At 59.6% G+C, this 24,362-nt stretch carries 16 protein-coding genes and 1 tRNA gene; 15 read left to right on the plus strand and 2 right to left on the minus strand.

Annotated features, from left to right (window positions below; all coding sequences use genetic code 11):
* The first annotated feature begins 357 nt into the window (after positions 1-357).
* The gene (locus RB623_RS09930; RefSeq protein ID WP_308056633.1) at positions 358-4,686 is read left to right on the plus strand and encodes a calcium-binding protein; all 4,329 of its coding nucleotides are present in this window, start codon (positions 358-360) and stop codon (positions 4,684-4,686) included.
* A 202-nt stretch (positions 4,687-4,888) separates the two neighbouring features.
* Here RB623_RS09930 and RB623_RS09935 read toward each other — a convergent pair whose 3' ends face one another.
* A complete protein-coding gene (locus RB623_RS09935; RefSeq protein WP_308056634.1) occupies positions 4,889-5,920 on the minus strand; it encodes a helix-turn-helix transcriptional regulator in 1,032 nt (343 codons plus the stop codon).
* Between the two features lie 235 nt (positions 5,921-6,155).
* Entirely contained in the window at positions 6,156-7,298 is a 1,143-nt protein-coding gene (locus RB623_RS09940; protein WP_308056635.1) for a helix-turn-helix transcriptional regulator, read from the minus strand.
* Positions 7,299-7,584: 286 nt separating this feature from the next.
* Here RB623_RS09940 and RB623_RS09945 point away from each other — a divergent pair, with 286 nt between their 5' ends.
* The 14 genes from RB623_RS09945 (at position 7,585) to RB623_RS10010 (ending at position 24,312) form a co-directional block, all read left to right on the plus strand.
* Positions 7,585-14,163, plus strand: coding sequence for a cadherin domain-containing protein (locus RB623_RS09945; protein WP_308056636.1), 6,579 nt, complete (start codon positions 7,585-7,587; stop codon positions 14,161-14,163).
* Between the two features lie 557 nt (positions 14,164-14,720).
* A tRNA-Pro gene (locus RB623_RS09950) sits at positions 14,721-14,797 on the plus strand.
* 137 nt (positions 14,798-14,934) lie between these two features.
* The gene (locus tag RB623_RS09955) at positions 14,935-15,744 is read left to right on the plus strand and encodes an ABC transporter permease (protein ID WP_308056637.1); all 810 of its coding nucleotides are present in this window, start codon (positions 14,935-14,937) and stop codon (positions 15,742-15,744) included.
* Between the two features lie 517 nt (positions 15,745-16,261).
* Entirely contained in the window at positions 16,262-17,566 is a 1,305-nt protein-coding gene (locus RB623_RS09960; protein WP_308056638.1) for a site-specific integrase, read from the plus strand.
* Between the two features lie 292 nt (positions 17,567-17,858).
* Positions 17,859-18,014, plus strand: a complete 156-nt coding sequence (locus RB623_RS09965) for a hypothetical protein (RefSeq protein WP_308056639.1) — start codon at positions 17,859-17,861, stop codon at positions 18,012-18,014.
* A 5-nt stretch (positions 18,015-18,019) separates the two neighbouring features.
* The gene (locus RB623_RS09970; protein ID WP_308056640.1) at positions 18,020-18,859 is read left to right on the plus strand and encodes a hypothetical protein; all 840 of its coding nucleotides are present in this window, start codon (positions 18,020-18,022) and stop codon (positions 18,857-18,859) included.
* Positions 18,856-19,104 (plus strand): hypothetical protein, encoded by a 249-nt coding sequence (locus tag RB623_RS09975; RefSeq protein WP_308056641.1) that lies wholly within the window; start codon positions 18,856-18,858, stop codon positions 19,102-19,104. Before RB623_RS09970 ends, RB623_RS09975 begins: the two co-directional genes overlap by 4 nt.
* Complete coding sequence (locus RB623_RS09980; protein ID WP_308056642.1) at positions 19,098-20,138, plus strand: hypothetical protein; 1,041 nt, start codon at positions 19,098-19,100, stop codon at positions 20,136-20,138. Before RB623_RS09975 ends, RB623_RS09980 begins: the two co-directional genes overlap by 7 nt.
* 3 nt (positions 20,139-20,141) lie before the next feature.
* Positions 20,142-20,351, plus strand: coding sequence for a hypothetical protein (locus RB623_RS09985; RefSeq protein WP_308056643.1), 210 nt, complete (start codon positions 20,142-20,144; stop codon positions 20,349-20,351).
* A gap of 256 nt (positions 20,352-20,607) precedes the next feature.
* On the plus strand, positions 20,608-21,837 hold the full coding sequence (locus tag RB623_RS09990; RefSeq protein ID WP_308056644.1) for a phage portal protein: 1,230 nt from the start codon (positions 20,608-20,610) through the stop codon (positions 21,835-21,837).
* Positions 21,838-21,847: 10 nt separating this feature from the next.
* Positions 21,848-22,165, plus strand: coding sequence for a hypothetical protein (locus RB623_RS09995; protein WP_308056645.1), 318 nt, complete (start codon positions 21,848-21,850; stop codon positions 22,163-22,165).
* Positions 22,162-22,689 (plus strand): HK97 family phage prohead protease, encoded by a 528-nt coding sequence (locus RB623_RS10000; RefSeq protein ID WP_308056646.1) that lies wholly within the window; start codon positions 22,162-22,164, stop codon positions 22,687-22,689. Before RB623_RS09995 ends, RB623_RS10000 begins: the two co-directional genes overlap by 4 nt.
* A 10-nt stretch (positions 22,690-22,699) precedes the next feature.
* Positions 22,700-23,872 carry a phage major capsid protein gene (locus RB623_RS10005; protein ID WP_308056647.1) on the plus strand — a complete coding sequence of 391 codons (1,173 nt, stop codon included), beginning with the start codon at positions 22,700-22,702 and terminating at the stop codon, positions 23,870-23,872.
* Between the two features lie 56 nt (positions 23,873-23,928).
* Entirely contained in the window at positions 23,929-24,312 is a 384-nt protein-coding gene (locus RB623_RS10010; RefSeq protein WP_308056648.1) for a hypothetical protein, read from the plus strand.
* Positions 24,313-24,362: the final 50 nt, after the last annotated feature.

The raw sequence follows: 24,362 nt of genomic DNA on the forward strand, positions 1-24,362 counted from the left end.
ATTTCTTTACAAATGAAGTGACAATTATCAAAACATGTAAGCAAAAAAATGTCTCGGGAATTACCAAATGGTAATTTCTTCGTTAATCGGAAAATGCTTCTCTAGGCTGGGGTAGGAAAGTCTGGGGTGGCGAGTGGCACGATCAGTGCCGCAAATGCAATAGTTGTCTCTCCGTATTCTTCCGCAATATGAATAGTCAGCGCGTAGCGTTGGTGAATAATCGTGCTTGTTGCATGTGTTATTGAGCTTGCAATAGCACAATGAGTGTTTGGCTTTCGTCGCCTGATGTCGACGGAACAAGAAAGCGTTTGCCCGATAAACTACTTTGACCTTCCGGTGCGCGCAAAGGAGATCAACTTGCCTACTTTTATCGTCGACCCGAATGCAACAGAGACCGGCAACGTCTTCAATACGATCCAGGGCGCGATCGACGCGTCTCAGGACGGCGACGTCATTCAGGTTGTCGCCGGTGTTTTCAATGAGAACCTGACGATCAATAAGGCCGTAACGATTGAAGGCGCCCAGTCAGGTGTCACGGGCGCTGACGGGGCCCGTGATGTGGCATCAGGTTTGGGAGAAACGACAATCGTTGGCCGCAGTTCTGTTACTGCCACGAGCGCAGCGACGATCGACGGCGTAAGGTTCCTCAATGATGCAACCACGACGGGAGGTGGACCTTCTGCGCCAGCCCTCTGGATCGCAAATGGGGCTGGCCATTCCGTTGCGAATTCGATCTTCTGGTCGGAGGTGGCAGGTGGTGCGAATGGTGTCGACGATCGGGCGATAGGCATGGGGCCGATCGCGACGGGTTCTGTTACGATCGCCAACAACTACATCGGTGGCGAGGGCGGCAAATATGGCGACGCCGCCTGGGGTCGCGGCATTTGGTCCGATGGTGGCGGAATCGCACTGGAAGTCAGCGGCAACACGTTCGACTCGACCCGGACCTCGATCAATGTCGACGCCTTCGACCCGACGAAGGTTGTCATCAACGGAAACGAGTTCAAGCTGGCCGGCACCGCCATTTCGGTCGGGACGCCGACTTCATCGACCCTCGGTGGGATTGAAAACAACAATTTCGGCGACGCTGACACCGACTTGAATCTCAAAAATGTGCCGACCGGCATGACTGTCGATCTGAGCACGGCGGGCAACACCAGTTCGGCCGGGACTTTCTTCATCGACGGTCCCGCAGGGCCGACGACGTTCGTTGGCGGAGCAACGGATGACGCCTACGTCGGCAGGGCCGGCACCGACAACATCAATACCGGTGCGGGGAACGATTACATCTTCGCCTCGGCTGGTGGCGACAAGGTGGATGGCGGTGACGGCGTCGACACGCTCGACATGTCGGCGGCAGGGTCCGGCGGCGCCTTTGTAGACCTCTCGGCCGGGCTCGGCTTTTCGAGCGTCACCGGAACGATGATGATCTCCAGTATCGAGAACGTTAAAGGCAGTGCAGGCAATGACGGCCTGTTCGGCAGCTCGGCCGACAATGTCGTTTATGCGTCGGCGGGTGCAGACACCATCGACGGTAGGGGTGGAAACGATACGTTCGACGCTTCGTCGGCGACCAGCTCGGTGACTATTGATCTCAACGCCGGAACCGCGAGCGGCGGCGCAACGGCGTCGTTGACTTCGATCGAAAACGCTTCTGGTGGTTCGGAAAACGATCATTTCACCGGCACTGCGGGGAACAACACGTTCAACGGTGGCGCGGGCGTGGACACCTATAACGTCAATGACAACGCCAACAGTGCCGGCATCGAGTGGAACGGCGACCACTTCGAGATCACGACTGGAGCAGGAGCGACCGACACATTAACCAGTGTAGAGAAGGCCGAGTTCAACGACGGAAATGTTTGGCTTGTCCACGATTCGGCCGAACTGGCAAACGCGCTGGCATCGGCGGGCACGGGAGACAAGGTTCTGCTGGCGTCCGGGCAGTATACCGGCAATTTCTCGGTTGCCGCAGACGGCGTTTCGATCGAAAGCGCCACTGGCAATGCTGGGGATGTTGTCTTTAACGGCACCTTCAAGACCGATAACGGTATCGCCTCCGGCACTCACATCTCGGACTGGGTCAAGACGGCAACGGCCTATACTGGTGCGGCCGGCAACGGCATCACAGTGACGGGCGACGACGTCACCATCAAGAATATCACTGTGAGCGGTTATTATAGCGGCATTGGACTTGCCACCAGCGACGGGCTGACCCTCGACGGCGTTGTCCTTACCGACAACCTTTTTGGTATCTACAACAACAGCGTGGCGTCGGCTGTCACGAATTTCACGATGACGGGCGGCACCATCTCCCACAGCTTCCAGGGCATTTCATTTGATGCCGCAACAGGCAGCGAGTTCTCGGGAGTGCTGATCGACGGCACGCATTTTGATGACCTGACTTGGAAGGGCATCTATGTCGAGCGATTGGACGATGCTGTCCTGAAGGACATCGTCATGACAAATGTCGGCCAGTTCGGCCGCATACCAACCTACAGCGGTGTTGGCACCGACGGATCCGGTATCGAGCTCAACCTGAAATATGGCGACTACAGCGGCATCGTCATTCTCAATCCGACTCTCACCAATGTCGGCCTGTCCAACGGAGGCGGGTCACCACACGTGAACGGCGCGGCCATTGCGATCAAAGCGCGTATGGACGGCTCCTATGCCGGCAACCCCGCAACGCTTGATGATGTTCAGATTATCGGCGGCTCGATTAACGGCACGTCGACGGGCATCCGCATCGGCGAGCCGAATAAGGTGCAGACCGGCCCGACGAACGTCACAGTCGACGGCGTCGACATCACCGACCAAGCGCTCGGTCATTACGACAACCAGTCGCAAGCAGTTCTGATCGTCAATCTGTCGGATGACGACGACATCATTGTCACCAATGCAAATGCCAGCGGACCTATCGCCTATGCCGCGCTTGGCGGCCAAGACCAGGTGGCCGGAGGCAAGGGCGATGACATTATCTCGGGCGGTGACGGCAATGACACGCTCGACGGCGGTCTTGGCGCCGACAACCTGGACGGCGGCGCGGGCGACGACACGTTCATCGCAGATGGCTCGGATTTCATCATCGAGGCCTTGGGCGGTGGCACCGATCTGGTGAAGAGTGCCGTCACGATCAGCCTTGCGGCCAACGTGGAGAACCTGACGCTGACCGGCAGCGACAGCGTCGATGGCACCGGCAACGGCGATAACAACGTGGTCACCGGCAACTCCGGTAACAACACGCTGAGCGGCCTCGGTGGGCAGGACCAACTCGTCGGCGGTGACGGTGCCGACACGTTGAACGGCGGCGATGACGACGACCTTCTTGAAGGTGGCGTCGGCGCCGACGCCCTCAACGGCGGCAATGGATTCGATACCGCGACCTATGCCGCGTCGACGGCATCCGTAAACGTCAACATGGCAGGAGCGTCCACTGGCGGCGACGCGACCGGCGATACGTTCAACTCAATCGAAAATCTGATCGGCTCAGCTTTCGCCGACATTCTCGTCGGCGACGCTGGTGACAATACGATCGATGGTGGTGCCGGTGGGGATTACCTGTTCGGAGGCGCCGGGCAGGACACGGCCTCATACAAAGGTTCGGTTGCCGGTGTCACTGTCAATCTGGAGACCGGCGCGGCCTCTGGAGGAAGCGCCGACGGAGATTTCGTATTCGAGTTTGAACGTGTCTTAGGCTCGAACTTCAAAGACACCCTGACCGGCAACAGTGTGGCGAACGTTCTGACCGGCCTTGATGGCAACGACGTCCTCAACGGTCGAGGTGGCGCAGATATCATGGCAGGCGGAGCCGGCGATGACATTTACTACGTCGACAACGCGGCCGACCAGGTTTTCGAGGCGGCAGGTGACGGTGATGATACCGTGACTGCCAACACCAGCTATGTTTTGGATGCTGGCGTGGAAGCGGAGCTTCTGCGGACCACTTCGAATGGTGGCACCGCGGCGATCAATCTCACGGGTAACACGCTCGCTCAGGAGATCATGGGCAATGCCGGCAAAAACATCATTCATGATGGCGGCGCGGGTCTCGCAGACACGCTACGCGGTCTTGGTGGCGACGACACATACCGAATTTTCAACGCGGGCGACGTGATCATCGAGACTGTTACGCAGGGAGCGGCAGATCGTGTTATGTCGGCCGTCGACTATGCGCTCAATGCTGGCGCCCATATCGAGTTGATCACCACGAACGGCTCAACGGGAACGTCCGGCATCGATCTGACCGGCAACGAAGTCGGCCAGGGATTGCTCGGCAATGCGGGCGCGAACAAGCTCGACGGTCAGGGTGGCGACGACACGATCAATGGCTTGTCGGGAAATGACACGCTTACCGGTGGAACGGGTGCTGACGTGTTCGTCTTCAGCACAGCACTGAATGCGTCCACGAATGTCGACAAGATCATCGACTTCGATGTGACGGATGACGCGATCCATCTTGAAAATGCTGTCTTCACTGCACTTGCCGCAATAGGATCGCTGGATGCCGATTTGTTCAAGGATGTGGCCACCTCCGCTCGCGATGCCGATGACGTCGTCCTCTACAACTCAAGCTCTGGTGGACTCTTCTATGACGCGGATGGACAGGGCGGTGCGGCGGCGATCAAATTTGCCAGCCTCTCGACAGGCCTCAACCTAACTGCCGCTGACTTCGTGGTGATCTAGGTAGGCGGAGTGACGTCCGCCCAATGATATAGTGAAAAACTAGCCTCACCGGCACCGTCGGTGGGGCCCTTTTGTTGAGTGCGAACAATCGGCAATATCGGTGATGGTTTCGATGAGACCCGGAATCGCGAGACGGTGGATTCAGGCCATCTGCGTCGAGTTTCGGATTTGAGCGTGATGGATTTCATACGCGGATAGGCGGCTATCTCTTCTCGATATCCTTCATAAGAGCAACCAACTGCGTTTGCTTGTGAGTGTTTGTTTTAGCCATTGCTATCTTGAGATACTGGCGGACGGACCCTTCTTTAAGTGCGAGCTGTTCGGAAAGACTTCTAAGAGTTTTCCCCTCAGCGATCCCCATCGCAATTTCGGCTTCGGTGGAAGACAAGCCGAATTGCTGAACGAGTGACGCCGCAACGTCCATGACTTGTTTGCTTGCAGATCTCACGACCAACACCGCCGCACCTGATAGAAAAAATTGTCGCAAGGTTCTGGGAAGTCGAAAAACGTCCAGCACCAAGGTTCGATCGCCAAGCGAGTATACGATTGGCGGCGAATATTCCTCGGTGGTGTCCATCTGCGTAACCTTTGCAAGCATATCCTTCAACTGCAAGCCTGCTATCTTGTCAGGAGATACAATCTCGTTGCCTCGCAGCAGGCCAGAGACAGCTAGCAATCTCTCCGCCTCGGCGTTGAGACGAGCGACCTTGCCGTCTCGCCTTATGATGGCGATCCCCCGATCCGCCTCATCAAAGCCCTTGATCCAATTCTCAAGTTTGGTCGCGCCAATCGCAAACGCGCGGCTCGCATGGCCCATAATTACACGCCGTAGTCGCGGAATGTGCTCTATCAATTCATTCGACGGCTCGCCCGCGCCTTCCGGGCGCTGCACCGAAATCATCCAATCTTTTTGATCTACCCGGAGGTGAATCCCTACGAAATGACCTAGCCGCCGTCGACGAAGGAAATCCGTGTAGTAGGGATGGCTTCGGATGATATCTGGGCTAACAATGTCGAGATCGGTCGCGAAGCCGTTTCGCCGGGCGACTTCGAAACTTCGCGGGCGCGGGTCGAGTTCCGACCAGTTCTCCCGGAAATATTCCTCTACATTCTCCCGCAGTGATCGCGAATGAACGCACCAAGGGCCTCGTTGGTGAGGGTTGGCCGGATCGATAGATGCGCCAAACCCACCAATCAGATCCGCGAGTTTGTCACAGATCGACCTCCATTCCATCTCATCGAGTGTCGCAGCTTCCAGATGCCTTTCAAACTGCAGATAGCTGGCAGAATTGAAAATTTCGACTAACCCCTTTGTCCGTGCATCCGTAGCTTCGAAGCAGTTTAATATAAGCGATGAGATGCAGTCTCAAAATCCCCAAGGCACAATACCGCAAGTTGCATTTCGGACAAGCTCTTTCTTCGCCGGTAGAGGCCGGCATTTGGAAAGCTTGCATTCTGTCAAGTCAGCTTCATGCGTCTTTCCGATAGATGCGCGTTACCAGAGAAACCAGTTCTGCCTGACGGTGCGTATCTGTCTTGAAATAGATGTTTTTAAGGTGAACGCGAACGGTCTCGCGTGATAGTTTCATCTCATCCGCGATGGAGTCCAAATCATGCCCGCCGCTCAGGTGACTTGCCACGCGCGCTTCGGCTGCAGTCAGGCCAAACGCATTTCGTAGGCGAGCCGTAGACGGAAGGGGCCTCTCATCGAGATCTGATACGACCAGGATGGCACTGGTGGATTGGAACACATCTGCAATGAGGCCGATTGTGGGCAGCACATCCACGAGGAGCGGGCGCCTGCCATGTCGGGCAATCACAACGGGTCCAACATCGTTCAGCGCGGACGCCGTTCGCGTGCGCGTAGCGATCTGGATGACCCGCTGCAGTTCTGCATCGCTTTCATGCCAAGTTGCGTGAAGGCGCCCGTTCGACAACGACAGCCCGATGCCGAGTAGCCGTCCTGCCCTCGAGTTGAAGTGCATCACCGTGCCCCGCCAATCCAGCAGGAAGGCCGCGCAGGAGATGCCCAGAACATTGAGACCTGCCTGTCCCTGTGAAGTGACGAGACGTTCGGATAGGGCTATCAGTCGCCGGAAATGTGGAAGGAGCGTCGCCAGGTATTGCGCGTCTTCCCGGGTAAACTGTCCCTGACCTTTACCTTTCAGCATAGGCACCGCCCATGGCATGCCTTCGACGCTGCAGGCGGCCATGGCAAACCCCGGAAAGCCGAAGGGCAGGTATAGTTCATTGTAGTGACGGAGCCGGCGGCGTTCATCGGCCGTGGAGAGGTCGTCTTCGATTACGACGATTCTGCCGGAGTCGAGCAGCGGAAAGCCGCGCTCAGCCCGGTAGTGGTTCAGGAACCAGTTGTTTCGAATATATTCCGTAAGAAGATCGCGGAAGTCGTGCGAGATCGGCATATCCAGGACAGACCGGTTGGGACTTCGCGGGTCAATGCCGCGCGAGTCGGGGTTCCTAGGGTAGAACATGACGCAGGCCGCATCGAGTGAGCGGGCCAAACCATGCAAGGCATCAGGCCAAGTCCCCGGGACCAGGATTGCCTCGTAGCAGGCGTCGATCGCCCTTTCGATCCGCTCGTGCCGTCCCACAGCTCCCTCCCTAGCTTAGATTCGATGATATCTTTGATGCCCTCGTCACACTTGATATTTGCAGTTCCCCAGATCGATTGGCTCGAGCGGCAGTGAGTTCAGGTGCGAGGCGAGCTCGGCCTGTCGGTTCGCTCTGGTCTTGGCATCCAGGATATTCCTCCCGGCGCTTTTGTCGATAATACCGAAATACAACGCTGCTCACCCGTTTGAGGTATGACGCGACTTCTCCCTCTCGCTAGCCTGCGTTGAGGCTACGGCTGCGGGTTCGCAAGGGAGGGGAACGATCATGGCATCTCCAACTGATATCCTGGTCACCGGTGGCATCGTCGGTGAAGGCGCACCGGCCGGCACTGTCGTCGCCGTGCTCGACGCGGTCGACGCCGATGCCGGCGACAGCTTCACTTACACGCTCACGGACGACCTTTCGGGTTTCTTCGAGATCGTCGGAAAGAACATCCGGGTGAAGGCCGGCGCCGTCCTCGACTACGAGGCGATAGCTTCACACCAACACACGATTACGGTTCAGGTGACCGACTCCACCGGCGGCACTTATCAGGAAGAAGTCGCGATCATCGTCCAGAACCTCAACGAGATCGCCGGCACCGGGGAGGACGATCCAGCTCTGAACGGGACAACGAGCGATGACCTGATCGAGGCGCTTGGCGGAAACGACACCGTCGACAGCGGCAGCGGTTCGGACACCGTCTTCGGCGGCGACGGCGACGATTCCATCTATGGCGGCGATGATGATGACACACTCTTGGGTGACGCCGGAAATGATTATCTCTCCGGCGGCGAGGGCAACGATACGCTGGATGTCGGCCTCGACGGCGGCGCCGCCATCGGGGAGGGCGGCAACGACCGGCTGACAGGCAGCGACGTCGACGATTTCCTTTCCGGCGGCGGTGGCAACGACACGATCAATGCCGGTGGTGGCGCCGACGGGCTAATCGACGACAACGCTGTGGGCTCGACCGGCATCGATGTCTTGAATGGCGGGGCTGGAAACGACGACATCGCATCCTTGGGAGGGGCGGATACGATCGACGGCGGCGACGGCGACGACAAGGCACACATTCACCGCGGGCTGGCGACGGCCGCGTTCCTCATCGAAATGGTCGATACGGCGACCGTCACCGAAATTGGTGATGGCACGACCTTCGTCAATGTGGAGAACCTCACTTTCGAGAGCGGGTCCGGCGACGACGTCGTCACTACGCTCGGCGGCGACGATAAGATCTTCGGCGGCGCCGGCAACGATACGCTGAGCGGCGGCGGCGGGACCGATATCCTGTCCGGCGATGCCGGAGAGGACACTCTTTCCGGCGGCCCTGGACAAGACACGCTTTGGGGCGGCGCGGACGGCGACACGCTCGACACCGGTGCCGATGGCGGCTACGCCCATGGTGAGGCCGGCGACGATGGACTGACAGGGGGCGACGGCGCCGACGCGCTGAATGGTGGCGCCGACAACGACACGATCAGTGCGGGAGGCGGCGCCGACACGATCCTCGACGACGACGGTTCAAACTTGAACACGGACGCTCTCGATGGCGGGGCGGGCGACGATACCATCTATTCCCACGGCGGCGCCGACACGATCGACGGCGGTGCAGACACCGACAAGGTGGTCATAAACCGGGCGGCTGTGACTACCGCAGTCACCGTCGTGATGACTGGCAACCCTGCCGTGACCGGAGTGGGCGAGGGGGCGACCTTCGTCAATGTCGAGGTCCTGCAGTTCATCGGCGGCGCCGGCGACGACGTCGTGCTCGCTATTGGCGGAAACGACGATCTCGCCGGTGGTGATGGAGGTGACACGCTCTCGAGCGACGCGGGCGATGACCAACTCTTCGGCGACAACGGCGACGACTTTCTCACAGGTGGCGGTGACGATGACTGGCTCGACGGCGGTGTCGGTTCCGACAAAGCGATCTATTCGGGCAATCGGTCGGATTACCAGGTCACACGAAACCCAGACGGCAGTCTGACAATCGCCGACCTCAGGGGCGGTGCTCCTGACGGAACCGATAATGTCATCGGGGTCGAGAGCTTTGCATTCGCCGATGGCGAAAAGAGCTTGGATCAACTGCTCCCGAACAATGCCCCCACGATCACCTCCAACGGTGGCGGCCAAACGGCCGCGATCTCGGTCGCCGAGAACACCACCGCCGTAGCCACCGTGTCGGCGACCGACCCGGATGCGGGCGACCAGGTGACCTATTCGATCGTCGGCGGCTTCGACGGCAACCTGTTTACGATCGACAGTCAGACCGGAGCTCTCTCCTTCACACAATCTCAGGACTACGAGAACCCGAATCTCAATGGCGGCTGGTTCGATTATCTTTATGACGTGCAAGTGCGCGCAACGGACAGCGAAGGTGCCTTCGACGATCAGCTGATCACGGTCACGTTGACTGATGAAAACGAAGTCGAGAACGATGCACCGATCTTCGTCGGCGACGGCCTTCCAGAGATCTTGGTCGCGAATAATGGCGGTGGGCAGGTCAAGCAGAATGGCGGTGATTTCAACTTCACCACCAGCACTACCTTCGCGGTGACAGGCGGATTTCCCTACGGAATGGACGCGGCTGACGTCAACGGCGACGGCCGGCTCGATTTCGCCGTCACCGGCGACAACGGCTACGGACGCCTGTATCTCAACAACGGTGACGGAACCTTCACTGACAGTGGCAATCAGTTCCCCGCCCAGTTCCAGAGCCGCGCCTATTTCCTCGACGTCAACAATGATGGGCAGATGGAACTAGCCTTTCTCAATATCCATGGATCCGTCGACATCTACTCGAACGACGGAACCGGCACCTTCAGTCTCACACAGCAGTTCGCCTCCGGCACCGGGTCGATGAATTTCGGCGATCTCAATGGAGATGGGTTCGTAGATTTGGTGCTATCGGAGTCTTTCACTTCCGAAAAGATCTACTTCAACAATGGAAGCGGTCAATTCCAGCCCTCGGACCAACAGTTCCCGGCGCTCGAATCAGGCGGCAACGCCCTGGCTGACCTCGACGGCGACGGTGATCTGGACCTGGTGGTAGCGACAGTTACCCAGCCAACGCAGGTCTACTTCAACGATGGCCAGGGAGAAATGGTCGATACCGGCCAGGCGCTGGACGAAGCGCTACTGGTGTTGGCCGGCGACGTCAATGAGGACGGCCACACCGACCTGGTCACCAGCAACTCCGTCGAAAGCAAGCTTTACCTCAATGACGGCTCAGGCGGGTTCTCTTCCCCGGTTTCACTGCAGTTTCCGGTTCGCCAACTCGTGGATCTGAATGGTGACGGCCATCTCGACGCCGTCGCAAATAACTATCCCGACAACCTGACAATCTACCGTGGGGACGGAACCGGTTCCTTCAGCGCGGCCGCAACGATAGCGGGTCAGACAAATACTTTCCTGGTGGCAGATACCGGGCTGGGCGACGGCTCCATCTCTGTAACCGAGAAAACCACGTCGGTTGCTCAGCTGCGAGCGTTCGATGCGAATCCCGGGCAGACGCTGACCTATTCCATCGCTGGCGGTGCCGATGCTTCGCGTTTCGCAATCGATCCTACCTCGGGTGCACTTTCTTTCATCCCTGCGCCGGACTTCGAGAGCCCAGCCGACTCGGATGCCGACAACATCTACCAGGTCTCCGTCGAGGTCTCGGACGGCAACGGAGGGACCGCCACCCGGGATCTCGTGATTACGGTCACCAACTCGGCCAGCGGATTGACCTTGGACAACTCCTCGATCGACGAGAATGCAACGGGGTCAACGCTTGTCGGACTGCTGACTCCCACCGATCCGGCAGACGCGGAAACGATCACTCTCGTGGACGATGGCGGCGGCTTCTTTGCGCTCGTCAACGGCAACGAGCTTGTGGTGGCGGAAGGCGCACTGCTCGACGCGGAAACTCAGGCTTCCCATCAGATCACCGTGCGTGTGACGGACGCTGGCGGCGCCTCGCGCGACAAGACGTTCATCATCACGGTGAACGACGTCAACGAAGAGCCCACCTCGCTGACCGTGACCGGCGACACGATCGCGGAGGATGCAACAGAAGGTCTCTTAGTCGGCACCCTGAGTTCGACCGATCCGGACTCCGGAGACACCCTCACATACTCGCTGACCGATGACGGCGGTGGGTTGTTCACACTGGTGGATAACAAGATCCAGGTCGCCGCAGGAGCGAGCTTCGACTTTGAGACCGACGAGACGCACACGATTTCCGTGGACGTCACGGATTCGGGCGGTCTCACCCGCTCGGCGACCATCACCATCAACGTCACCAACGTCAACGAGCAGCCCGACTCGCTCGTCGTCACTGGTAACGAGGTCGATGAGAACGCCGTGGCCGGCACGGTCGTGGCCACGATCGATGCCACGGACCCAGACGCCGGCGACAGCTTGACCTTCTCGCTCGCCGACAACGCGGGCGGCCGCTTCGTGATCGTAGACAACGAGATCAGAGTTGCCGACGGCGCCGACCTCGACTTCGAAGTTGACACCGAGCAGGCGATCGTCGTCAACGCGACCGACGCGGCGGGTCTGACCCGCAGCGTCACGGTGACGATCAACGTGCTCAATGTCGACGAGGCGCCGAACGCCATCGAGTTGACTGGGGGCGAGGTCAAGGAGAATTCGCCAGCAGGCACCGTGGTGGCCACTCTCGAAGGGTCCGACCCCGACGGTCCCGGTGGGCTGGCATTTGTGCTGATTGATGACGCAGACGGCCGTTTCGAAATCGTGGGCAACTCGATAGTCGTAGCGGCCGGAGCCGTCCTCGATTTCGAACAGCAGCCTTCTCACAATGTCACTGTCGAGGTGACCGACCCCAGTGGCCTCAGCTACACGGAGAGCTTCGAGATCACAATCATCAACGCAAACGAGGCCCCCACGGACATTGGCGTGACAGGCGGCACGGTTACTGAGAACCAGGCTCCCGGCGCACTCGTCGCCGTGCTGAACGCGGTAGATGCCGACGCCGGCGACACGCTCGAGTTCACTATTGACGATCCCTCGGGCTTGTTCGAAATCGTCGGCAATGAGATACGAGTAGCAGCTGGTGCTCAGATCGACTTCGAAACCGCGATGTCACATATTGTGACGCTTACGGTGACCGACGGCTCCGGAGAGACCTACCAAGAAGAGCTGATCATCCAGGTCCAGAACGTTGCGCCCGTTATCATCGGCACGGCAGCGGCGAACACTCTGCCCGGCACGAGCGAGGAGGACCAGATCTTCGGCCGTGCGGGGAACGACACATTGTCGGGCCTTGCCGGCAGCGATGAACTGTTCGGCGAGGTTGGCAATGACCGGCTCACCGGCGGAGCCGGCGTTGATACGTTGTCCGGCGGAGCGGGCAACGACACGTATACCCTAACGGCGGACGACCCTGCCGAAGACACTGTTGTCGAGCTTTCTGGCGAAGGCACTGACACAGTGGAGACGGACCAGAGCTACACGCTGACCGCCTTCGTCGAGAACCTGTTTCTGACCGGAAGCGCGAGCATCGACGGAACGGGCAACGAACTCTCCAACACCATTACCGGAAATACCGGGAGCAATGTGCTCGACGGTGGAGCCGCCGCCGACACGATGAGGGGCGGGCAGGGCGACGATGTCTACTACGTCGAGTCAATTGGTGATGCTGTCACGGAATCCTCCAACAGCGGCTCGGACGAGGTCAGGACTACGCTGACAAGCTATCTCTTGGTCGGCAACGTCGAGCGGCTGACCTATACCGGCGTGGCCAACTTCACCGGCACGGGCAATTCGCTCGCCAACACCATCACGGGAGGAAACGGAGGGGATACGCTCGATGGCCTCGGTGGTGCCGACATCCTTATCGGGATCGGTGGCGACGACACCTACGTCGTCAACAATGTCGGTGATCAGGTCGTCGAAGCTGCCGATGAGGGCTTTGACACAGTGCGGAGTTCTGTCACCTACACATTGGGTAGTGATGTCGACCAGCTCATCCTTACGGGATCAGGAGGCCTTGGTGGCACGGGCAACGAGCTCAACAACAGCCTCATAGGCAACACTGGCGCCAACACATTGGACGGCGGGCTTGGTCTCGACATCCTGACTGGCGGCTCGGGCAACGATACATATATCGTCACCGACGTTGGCGATACCATCGTCGAGGCGGCGGGCGCTGGGACCGGCACAGACACTGTTCGGACGAGTTTGGTGTCGTATTTGCTGGATACGAACGTCGAGAACCTCATCTTTACGGGAGGGGCAAACTTCGCAGGCACCGGCAATGCCTTGGCGAACATCATAACGGGCGGCGATGGCAACGATACGCTGACCGGCGGCCTCGGAGATACGCTGAGAGGATTGGCGGGCAACGACACCTACGTGGTCGATATATCGACAGCCACTGTCACGGAAGGCTCCAATGCTGGCATCGATATCGTTCAGTCGTCAGCCAACTTTACTCTCGGCGCGAACCTTGAAAATCTGATGCTGACGGGCACTGCTTCGAACGGCACGGGCAACGGCCTCGCCAACGTGATCATGGGCAATAGCAGTTCCAACACGCTCTCGGGTCAAGGCGGTAACGACCGGCTCATCGGCGCAGACGGCAACGACACGCTAACGGGTGGCACCGCGAATGACGTCTATGTATTCGGGGAAAGTTTCGGTCGCGACGTCATTAGTGGCTTTTCCCTGACAGGTTCATCGAGCGATCAGATTGAGTTTTCGAATTCGGTCTTCACGAGCTTCGCTGCGGTCCAGGCGGCAATGGCGCAGGTCGGTGCCAACGCCGTTATCACCTATGATACGAACAACACGATCACATTGACCGGCGTCAACGTGGCGAACCTTAACGCCGGTGACTTTGTGTTCGTGTGAATCACATCCCGTGGAGGGAGCGCGGTGGCAATCGGGCGCCGCGCTCCTTTGGGCTTTCCTGGGTGGGACTCGGCACGCTGGCGGTGTATCATAGCGCACACAGCCGCAGTTTCGGCCGCCGCCTGGTCGAACGCTGCATCGCAACGCCCGGCGCGGCGGCGCCAAGGCAGTCGGCATCCATTCGGCCGGCTTCATGGAGCGGGCCTGCGGCATGTATGAACTCGCCAGCTTCGTGTGAAGCCAAAAATGCGACAGCTACGCTTCCAGCATTCTGAATTTTGACCGCAGCCTCGACGGCGAGCTCGTTATCACATACGAACTGTCGCTGTAGGACCGCATACCAAACGACAGAGCCTAGCCGCGGCTCACGTAGAAGCCAATGCGGTCCAGTTGCGGGCATTTAGCATTAGAACAAAAGGAGAACTTCCGGTGGGGATTCCGGTGGGGATTTGGGTCACAAAACCTACACCGGGACCCCTTTTGTTCCTAGGCGGAAGCAATGATAGAAAATTTGGGGTTGCGCTAAACCCCTTGCTTCTCTAGGGGTTCGCATCAGCCGGAGTGTAGCGCAGCCTGGTAGCGCACCTGATTTGGGATCAGGGGGTCGCAGGTTCGAATCCTGCCACTCCGACCAGGCCGTTCCTGTCCGGCCCGGACGATCCCGCTGTCTGAACAATTGGCCAATGACACCAAGCGGCCCTATTTTCGTCTTGCGTTTGTGTTTCCCGTGCCATCTGGTGCCAACCACGGTGATATGATCCAGAGGCTATCGTGGCAAATCAGATGCTGAGCGGCGTCCGCGCGCAGACCTTTCCAAACCAACTCGGCGTTGCCGCCAGGGTGGTTACGGCAATGGTCCTTCGCGAAACCCGCACCCGCTTCGGAAAGAACAAGTTCGGCTTCATCTGGCTTCTGCTGGAGCCGATGGCTTATGTGGTCTTCATCGTTTCGGTCAGGGCCTTTATGGAAAACCGCATTCCGTTCGGGCAGAACCTGCTGCTTTTTATCCTGTCCGGCATCCTCACCTTCCGCATGTTCTCGTCGATAGCCTCTCGGGGCGTGAGCGCCATCTCGTCGAACAAGGCCCTACTCGCCTATCCGCCGGTCAAGCCGGTCGACGTCATAGCGGCACGGCTGATTCTCGAAACGATCATCATGTTCGTCATCTGGGCGATCTTCTATTCGCTGTTGTCGATCGTCAGCGAGGACAAGATCATCGTCAACTATGGCAAATTCGCCGAGGCCATCGGCGCGATCTGCTTCCTGAGCTTCGGCGTCGGCACATTCAATGCGGTGGTCGCGGCGATCACGCCCACCTGGGAGCGTGTCTGGGGCATCCTCCGCTTTCCGCTGTTGATCCTTTCGGGCGTGTTCTATGTGCCGACGCTGATGCCGCCTGCCATGCAGGCCGTCATCGTGTGGAATCCACTGCTGCATTGCGTGGAGTGGGTGCGGACCGCCGTGTACCTGACCTATGATCCGATGCTGGACAAGCCGTATGTTTTCCTCGTCGGATCGCTCTTCCTAGTGACCGGGCTCCTGCTCGAGCGCGCCTATCGTCATCGGATCATGGCTTTTTAAGTCGATCCTGCGCAATAGACCCCAGCCAGAACCAGCAAGCGGCGCAGTCCACGCCTGCTCAGGGACGAGACCGGCCATTCGGTTCGCACCGTCTGACGTTCACTCTGGAGGGGCGGAGGTTCGAACGAACCGGCTCTACTTCATCTTCGCAAAAGATCTGGCGGTGGCCGATGCTCCCGGCTGGCAATGTCGCCAGGATAGCGGATCGTGTCCTGCTGGTGATCGAGACTGTCCGGTTCGTGCCCGCCGTTTCCGGGGCGGACAATCTGAAAGGTGGCGATCCCGGCAGGATTCGAACCTGCGACCATCGGCTTAGAAGGCCAATCCGATACCCCTTACCGCCATACCCCTCCGACTTACCCGTGCATTATTCTACGCTCCAATCCCTTGTGGAATAAGGGTTTTGCCCTTACTCTTGCGCCGATGGTCGCAGATATAAATTACTCGGACTTACCGCCTGCGACTTACATGGCACTTACACGGCTCCGTGTAAGGCAGTTTTTCAGGGGGTTTGAGCATGCCGAAAATCAACAAGACCTTCGTGGATTCCGTGACCGTCGATCCGGACAAGCGCGTCTATCACTGGGATAGCGAACTGAAGGGATTTGGGCTTCAGGTCTTGCCCAGCGGGGTGAAGAGCTTCGTCTACCAGTATCGCCTTCCAGCCGGGAATGATCGTCGCGCGACGCTGGGCAAGTATGGCCAACTCACCGCCGACGAAGCCCGCCGCAAGGCCGAAGGAATGCGCCGCAACGTGGTCGACGGTGTCGATCCGCTTGCCGAAAAGCAGGCGCGCCGAGACGCGCTAACCGTCGCCGATCTTCTAGACAGCTATCTCCTATCGGAAGACTTCAAGGCGAAGGCGGCAACCACACAGCAGACCGACAAGGGCCGAATCAACCGACATTTGAAACCGCTTCTCGGCAAAACGCTGGTCGAGGCGCTGACCGTGGAAAAGGCGAAGAAATGCTTCGCCGATATCCGGGACGGCAAAACCGCTGTCCGGGAGAAAATGGGGAAGCGTGCCCTTGCCCGTGTCCGGGGTGGTGAAGGTGCAGCCCGGAAGAGTCTTCGCCTTTTGAAATCCGTGCTGGCATGGGCACGAGACGACGCCAAGCTGATCACGATTCACCCGCTGGAAAAATTCGCCACCGGCCCGGATGGCGAGCGCGACGCGATCATTGAGGACGCGGCAGAATATTCCAGAGTGTTCGCGACGATCGCCGATCTCGAAACGAAAAGGGTGATCGGTGCCAGCGCCGCCGATGGCTTGCGCCTTGTCGCCCTTACCGGTGGACGTCGATCGGAAATCGCCGCCATGCGGTGGCGGCACATTGATCTCAAGGCTGGCAAGATCGTGTTGCCATGGAAGAACCATAAAACCGGTGGCCGCACCGGGAAGCCGCGCGAAATCGATCTAACCACCGATGCCATGGTGATCATTGCCAGACAGCCGGCACGGGAACCGGACGATTTCGTACTTGTCCCCGCGCATGGTGTTGGCCCGGTGAATCTATCCCGGCCGTGGGATAAGGTTAAGGCCAAGGCAAACCTGTCCCGGCCCGATCTCGGCCTTCATGGATTGCGCCATAGTCGCGCCTCCCACTTCGCCATGGAGGGCGGTTCAGCGCCGGAAATCATGCAGGCCATGGGTCATAGAAATCTGGCGACAAGCCAACGATACATTCATTTTGCTGAGCAGAGAAAGCAGGCGATCGGCGAACGCGCCGCATCGATCGCCACGGCCGGATTGGCGCTTGCGTCCGGTGCACCCGCCGCCGACGTGACCGATCTCGCCGACGCCCGCAACCGGCGCCGGTAGCCTCCGGCGCGACTGGCGCCGGCAGTCTCCAGCGCGGCCGGCGCCCAAACACTCCTGACAATTAAATTTGCCATCACCGGGCGCATGGCACTGATTTCACACGTATATCCGCACCCATGAGAAATATAGTCGCTTACCCTATGCGGCTATAGGCAAGTCCTTGTAACCTCCGAAGCGTGATCTGAGTTTCGCGTAACGGAGATGCGACATGCATAAGACTGATAGATTCCTTGATCGGAGAGAATCCGCAAAATATCTCGCCGAAAAAGGGCTGAAGATTTCAGCAAAGACTTTGACCAAATTTGCCACCGTGGGCGGTGGGCCGGCTTACCGGAAATTTCTGGGCAAGGCATATTCGACCACCGGCGAGCTTGACGAGTGGATCAGCGAGCGCTTGGGCACGACGCGCCGCACCACGAGCGACGCCGTCCCGGCCGAGCGCGAGTAACGGCCATGAACGCCGTTGATTTCTTTCCGTTTGCGCCGCCACCGGCTCCGGCAGCCACGGCAAAAGAACGTTTCGAAAACGTGGTCTTCGCAACGTTCTGTCTCCGCGATTTTAACGATCATGATGTGATCTGGGAGGAATCGGACGCGGACACGTGGCCGGAAGAGACCGAGTCTGCGGAATGGTACATCCGCGTCATGCGCTGGTTTGAGCCGGCGCTTGATGCCCGCATGGTCGCTGCCGCATTCGCTGAAGCAGACAGGTTTAGCGATGCTCATTACCGGGCATGTCGCGATGACGATGAAGCCATCTACGATCTTCACCGGCGCTACGACAGCTTGATCGATCCACGCTTCAGACATTGCGAGCCCGGCGATTTCCTCCCCGCCGTCGACCTCGCAAAGGACCACCGCCTTTCCCGGTGGGGGGAATTGACCGGCCGCATGATCTATTGCGGCGGCCGTTCGATCGAAGCCCGGTTTAATTCGTCGCCTTGGCTGAATCCGTATTTCGATTTGCCGAGACGTGAACGGCTTTCCAGATACGAAAAGCATATCTCGGAAATGATCCCGAACGCATGGAGGCTTGCCACTTCCCTGTATGGCAAGCTGCCGGCTCTGTGGCGCGATGGTGCGCCCGACGAGGCAGACGTGCTGCATGATTTGCATGCGGCGGCGGAAACCGAAAGAGCCGTTGAAAAGGGCGGCGGCACCACGGAACTGGCGAAGCTCAGGCGCGCCCGGCAGCCGGAACGCAAGCCAGTTCCGACATGTGTTGCCAAGCCGATCTGCGCCCCGGAACCGACCGCACACCAACTCGACATGTTCGAGCGGGGGCTGGAATGACCGCCACGAAAACGGCCGGGGCGCTCGCCACGCCGCCGGCCGGGAATGAAGGACTCACAGGAAGTTATTCCTCTCCGGAGGCATTGGCAAGCCTTTACGATGCCGCGGCGGAATGGCTTGTTGAGGCTGGCCACGATGCGCCCCGGCCGGTGATGCCGGAGCTTAAGCGGCGGTTCGGGCTGTCCACGGGCGAGGCCATCAAGGCGATCAAGATGGCGAACGAAATGCGGGGGCTGTCATGCTGATCCCGGACAAGCGATCTCCGGGCGCTATGAGGCAAGCCTCTCTGGCGACTTGGAAATTCAGGTTTATGGAAATCGTGGCGGCCGATCCGAAATGCCTGCCTTCGGATTTGGCGATCATTAGATGTTACCTGAGTTTCATCACGCCTGAGACAGGGTCAGTCGCCTTTGCGGCGACGACAAAGCTCATGGTCATGGCAAATATTTCTGGAAAAACAGCGATCTGTGGGCGCAGGAGGTTGGTGGACCTTGGCTACCTCTGCCGTGTTCCGGGGCGGCGGACGGAGGCAGGCGCTGACTTTTATGAACTCAGCTTCAAAAAGCGTGAGCACGTTGTCACGGCACATATTCGCGACGAAGAAGCCCGGCTTTTGAAAGCTGAGGCGGATCGTGCCGAGACAAAACGCATTCGCCGGAAAAAAAGAGAAGTCGCGAGCGGGATGAAAAAGGCGGCGGCGGCGTCACCCGCCCCGGTAAATTCTACAGGGACGAAATCCACCGAGAGCGATGTTGACCCTGTAAATTTTACCGGGACGGAATCGTCCGCTGAGAGTGAATCTGTCCCGGTAAATTCTACAGGGACGGATTCGTCCGCTGAAAACGAGCCAAAAGGACGTTCCGGCAAATTTTACAGGGACGTTCCGGTAAAAATTACAGGGGAATACCCTGAAGTACTCCCTACAGAGAAGAGTCTGCTCAGAAGGGGACAGCCTGAAAAAGAGGGTTCGCACCCTGTCGGTTCTAAGGGGTGTTCTGATGCTTCTGATGCCCCTGAATTGGACCGTCCTTTCCCTCCGCCTTTTGATGAAAAAGAAGAGATCGAAATGATGCTTGAGGTCATCAAGCGCGACCCCGACACGTTGCCTGAGACCATGGAAAAAATTCGCGAAAAATTGAAATTCAGACTGACGCCGCGTGAGGCACTGGCGATGCTCGCCGAGGATAAAAAAATTCGCGAACGCGAAAAAGGCCGGCAGGCAAATAGTCAAAATTCCCAAGGTGCGAATTCGTATGCTCGCCAGTCGCAGGGGTTCTGAAAAATGAAAAGCCTGTTGGATAATTATCTCAGCGTGAAAGAGACGGCATTTTTGATCGGGCTTGGCGTGCCGACGCTCCGGCGGAAAATCCAGCGGATCGAACGTCGCGAGCTTCCCCGGAGCGCACTGCCGCCTTTCGTAAAATATAATTGCCGGATTATTTTCGATCGCGACGGGGTGGAAAAATGGTTTCGCCGGCAGGTCGAGGCATGAGCCCGGCCGGCGACAATGTTTGCAGAACTCTGCAAACTTTCGCCGGTCAAGCCGCGAAATATGTCGCTGGCTTGATGTTTCCGCTCGGCGGAAACATTTCCTCAGTCAAGCCTTCGGCACTGGGATGTGTGCAGAATCTGCACACTTTCGGCGGCTGGCGGAAAAAGTTACCGGGAAAAATCGCAATGAATCCCCGCCGATCGGAGCATGCGCGGTGCGGTTGCCGCTGGGATGAAAATCCTATTCCGATCGGCTCATGTCGATTTGGACAAAAATCTTTGGCGGTTCCCAGCCGGTTGAGGCGAAGGATTACAGCCTCGCCGATCCGGCCGCGCTCGCCCTGTTCGGCATCCCCGCCAGCCTTAGCGGTGTCGCCGTTGGCGAAGGCGTCGCCATGCAGCAGAGCACGGCCGGCGCCTGTCTCCGGCTGATCTCAAACACGCTTGGCAGCTTGCCCGTCCACGTCTTCCAGAAGGACGAAGCCGGGGAACGTGACAGGGCATCCCAGCATCCGGCTGATCGGCTGTTGGGCGGCTTTGTGGCGCCGTGGCAGGCGTCCAGCGAATTCCTCCAGTTGATGACGTTCGCCGCGCTGGTCGATGGCCGCGCCTATGCCAAGGTCACCCGCATTCGCGGCGAGGTGAGGGAAATCTTGATGCTGCCGCGTGGTGCCGTCCGGCGCGAGGTGGACGAAGGCACGCTTGAGCCGCATTATTTCATCCGGCTCAAGGCCGGCGGCGAACAGCGGATGTCCTATCAGGACGTGATAGAGCTTTGCCCGTTCGGTGGCCGTTCGCCGCTCCGGGATGCCGCCAGCGCCATCGGGCTCGCCGTTGTGCTGGAGCAGCATGGAAGCTCGCTTTTCAAAAATGGCGCGCGGCCATCCGGAGTTTTGAAAATCCCCGGCAGGCTCACCGACGTCGCGGCAAAAAGAATTTCCGACGCTTGGCATAGCTCTTTCGGCGGCACGAACAGCGGCAAAACCGCGATTATCGAGGAAGGCGGCAGTTTCGAAGCGCTGGCGCTGACGTCCACCGATTCGCAATACAACGAACTTCGCCAGACTCAGGTCAGCGAAATCTGCCGCGCCTTTGGCGTGCCGGAGGTGCTGGTCAGTTCGCTCAGCCGGGGCACTTGGCGCAATATCGAAGAACTCAACCGGGTTTTCCTTCAGACGACGGTGCTGCCGTGGGTGCAGGCATGGGAGGCCGCGCTTGAGCGCAGCGTGCTGACACCCGCCGAACGCGCGGCCGGCTTGTACGTCGAGATGAGCACGGCCGGCCTTGAGCGTGGCGATACCGCCAGCCGGTTCGCAGCCTACAGCGTGGCCCGCACCGCCGGAATCATGACCGCAAACGAGGTGCGCCGGCTGGAAAACCTCCCGGCGCATCCGGAGGGCAACACCCTCGCCAATCCGAACACCACGCCCGGCGCGCCCGGCAGCACGGAAGGGGCCGACGATGGCGACGACAAAGCCCAGGAATAATTTTGACGGAATGCCGGAGGCGATGCGTCCGCAGCCTATCCCGACCATGCCGGGCGTGAGCGCGTTCTTCAGCTTCTCCGCCGCAAAGCAGGCTTGCGAGGCGACCAGCATCCCGGTGGCGCCGCATCTCATGGCGGCGCTTCTCAGGGGCGAGCCCGGCGCGATCGAGGAATGCGTGCCGCGCGGGCTGATCAATAGCGACGGCTCGCGCTGGTCCGCCGGTGTGGATGAAATCCCGCTGCCGACGCTCACGCTCGGCAGGATTTTGGCCGATGCCTTACACCGGCGCCTGCTTGGTGAGGCGCTGAGCATGGACGGGGGCGAATGATGTCCGACACCGGCACCTACGTCTCGCTGGACGTCAAGGCCGTCTCCGATACCGGCGAATTCGAAGGCTATGCGAGCACCTACGCGGTCGATCAGGGCAACGATGCCGTCTTGCCCGGCGCCTTCGCCAAGTCTCTGGCCACGCGCCCGGCCGGCAGGATCAAGATGCTTCGTGATCATGATCCGCGCCAGCTTATCGGGCAGTGGACCGACGCCAAGGAAGACGATCGCGGCCTTTGGGTGAAGGGGCGGCTTCTGTTGGACGTTGCCGCCGCCAAGGAAGCCTATGTGCTGTTGAAGGCTGGCGCGTTGGATGGCCTGTCCATCGGCTTCAGGTCGATCCGCGACCGCTGGGATTCCGCGAAAAAGGTCCGCTTCCTTGAGGAAGTCGATTTGCGGGAAATTTCTTTGACGGCTTTCCCGATGAACGAATCCGCCGCCGTGCAGGCGGTGAAAAACGAAGAATTCGCCCAGCGCGTCGTTGCGGCGATCAACCGGGCGCACGCCCGAATTCGCGCAGCCTAGGAGATCGAAGATGCGCCATACCCTGAAAGACGAACTGAAGGCGAGCACCGCGCTTCGCCTTGAAACCAAGGATGCGACCGGCGGCGACAATGCCGTTGAGCAGGCGCTTGCCGGGCTCGCCGCCACCATGGAAACCAAGATCGGCGAGCTTCGCACCGAACTGAAGGCGGCGACCGATCGCGCCGACGATCTGGAAACCCGGCTTGCCCGTCCGGCGATCGGCGGCAGCGCCGATGAGCCCAGCCCGGAGCGCAAGGCGTTTACGGGTTATCTCCGCTCCGGCCGTGAAGCGCTGGCCGTGGAAGAGGCGAAGGCGCTTCGCGTCGCCGATGACAGCGCTGGCGGATATCTGGCGCCTTCCGATTTCGTCGCTGAGGTGATCAAGGGCATCGTTGAGCGCTCGCCGATCCGGCAGGCCGCGCGTGTCGGCAGCACCGCTTCCGGCGAGGTCATCCTTCCCAAGCGCACCGGCCGTCCTACCGGACATTGGGTCGGCGAGACCGAAGACCGGAGCGAAACCGGCTCAACCTATGGGCAGGCCGAAATCCCGATTCACGAAATGGCCTGTTACGTCGATGTCAGCTTGAAGTTGCTGGAAGACGCGGCCGTCAACGTTGAGGGCGAAGTCGCCTTCGATCTGGCGGAGGAATTCGGCCGTCTGGAGGCGCTGGCGTTCTCGCAGGGCGATGGCGTCAAAAAGCCTCTTGGCGTCATGGAGACAACCGGCGTTGCCTACAGCTTCTCCGGCAATGCGAGCACGCTGGGTTCGGCGCCGGCCGATTTGTTGATCGACGCCTTTTACAAGGTGGCGGCGTATTACCGGAATCGCGGCGTCTGGATGATGAACGGCAGCACCCTTGCCGCCATCCGCAAGCTGAAGGATGCCGGCTCCGGCGCCTATCTCTGGCAGCCCGCGCTTACCGCTGGCCAGCCGGAAACGATCCTTGGCCGGCCGGTGATCGAAGACCCGACGATGGATGATGTCGGGACCGGCACTGAGCCGATCGTGTTCGGCGATTTCAACAGCGCCTATCGCATCTATGACCGCGTCAACATGTCGGTGATGCGCGATCCCTACTCGGTGGCCACCAAGGGCTTGGTGCGCTTCCACGCCCGGCGCCGCGTCGGCGGCGGCATGGTGCTCGCCGAAGCGCTGAGAAAGGTTCGCTGCGCGACCAGCTAAGGCCGCGCCGCGCAGCTTCACCCCGAAACGCAAAGGCATCAGAAAGGATTTTTCAGATGCGCGATCTCTTTCATTCAGTCGGCGCCGTGTTGGCGCTCACCCCGGCCGTGAAGACGGCGGCAGGCGATGGCGCCGCCATCGATCTCAAGGGCTATGGCAGCGTCGTCTTCGTCGTGAGCACAGGCGCGATCGTCGGTGCTGGCGACTTCGGCATCAAGGTGCAGCACTCCGATGCGTCCGGCTCCGGTTATGAGGACGCGCCGGCCGGCACGTTCTTCTCGAATGCGCCGGCAACGTTGGGCGCAAGCACGGCCTACAAGCTCGGATATATCGGCGACAAGCGCTACGCCCGCATCGTGCTGACCTATGCGTCCGGCACGTCGATCGCCGCTGGCGCCGTCGCCATCCTTGGCCGGCCGGCGAGCGCGCCCGTCGCCTAACGAGTAGTCGGCGCGGGTTTCCCCTTTCCTTTGCTCCCGCGCCACACGAG

Origin of the sequence: Mesorhizobium sp. LHD-90 (assembly GCF_030929505.1) — a bacterium.
In the GTDB taxonomy this organism is placed as follows: Bacteria; Pseudomonadota; Alphaproteobacteria; order Rhizobiales; family Rhizobiaceae; genus Kumtagia.

What these genes read in the sequence shown, in the direction of transcription:
- RB623_RS09970 (WP_308056640.1), top strand. Translation starts at nt 18,020, where the DNA reads ATGAACGCCGTTGATTTCTTTCCGTTTGCGCCGCCACCGGCTCCGGCA.
- RB623_RS09935 (WP_308056634.1), bottom strand. Translation starts at nt 5,920, where the DNA reads ATGGAATGGAGGTCGATCTGTGACAAACTCGCGGATCTGATTGGTGGG.
- RB623_RS10000 (WP_308056646.1), top strand. Translation starts at nt 22,162, where the DNA reads ATGATGTCCGACACCGGCACCTACGTCTCGCTGGACGTCAAGGCCGTC.
- RB623_RS09980 (WP_308056642.1), top strand. Translation starts at nt 19,098, where the DNA reads ATGCTGATCCCGGACAAGCGATCTCCGGGCGCTATGAGGCAAGCCTCT.
- RB623_RS09945 (WP_308056636.1), top strand. Translation starts at nt 7,585, where the DNA reads ATGGCATCTCCAACTGATATCCTGGTCACCGGTGGCATCGTCGGTGAA.
- RB623_RS10010 (WP_308056648.1), top strand. Translation starts at nt 23,929, where the DNA reads ATGCGCGATCTCTTTCATTCAGTCGGCGCCGTGTTGGCGCTCACCCCG.
- RB623_RS09995 (WP_308056645.1), top strand. Translation starts at nt 21,848, where the DNA reads ATGCCGGAGGCGATGCGTCCGCAGCCTATCCCGACCATGCCGGGCGTG.
- RB623_RS09975 (WP_308056641.1), top strand. Translation starts at nt 18,856, where the DNA reads ATGACCGCCACGAAAACGGCCGGGGCGCTCGCCACGCCGCCGGCCGGG.
- RB623_RS09990 (WP_308056644.1), top strand. Translation starts at nt 20,608, where the DNA reads ATGTCGATTTGGACAAAAATCTTTGGCGGTTCCCAGCCGGTTGAGGCG.
- RB623_RS09960 (WP_308056638.1), top strand. Translation starts at nt 16,262, where the DNA reads ATGCCGAAAATCAACAAGACCTTCGTGGATTCCGTGACCGTCGATCCG.
- RB623_RS10005 (WP_308056647.1), top strand. Translation starts at nt 22,700, where the DNA reads ATGCGCCATACCCTGAAAGACGAACTGAAGGCGAGCACCGCGCTTCGC.
- RB623_RS09985 (WP_308056643.1), top strand. Translation starts at nt 20,142, where the DNA reads ATGAAAAGCCTGTTGGATAATTATCTCAGCGTGAAAGAGACGGCATTT.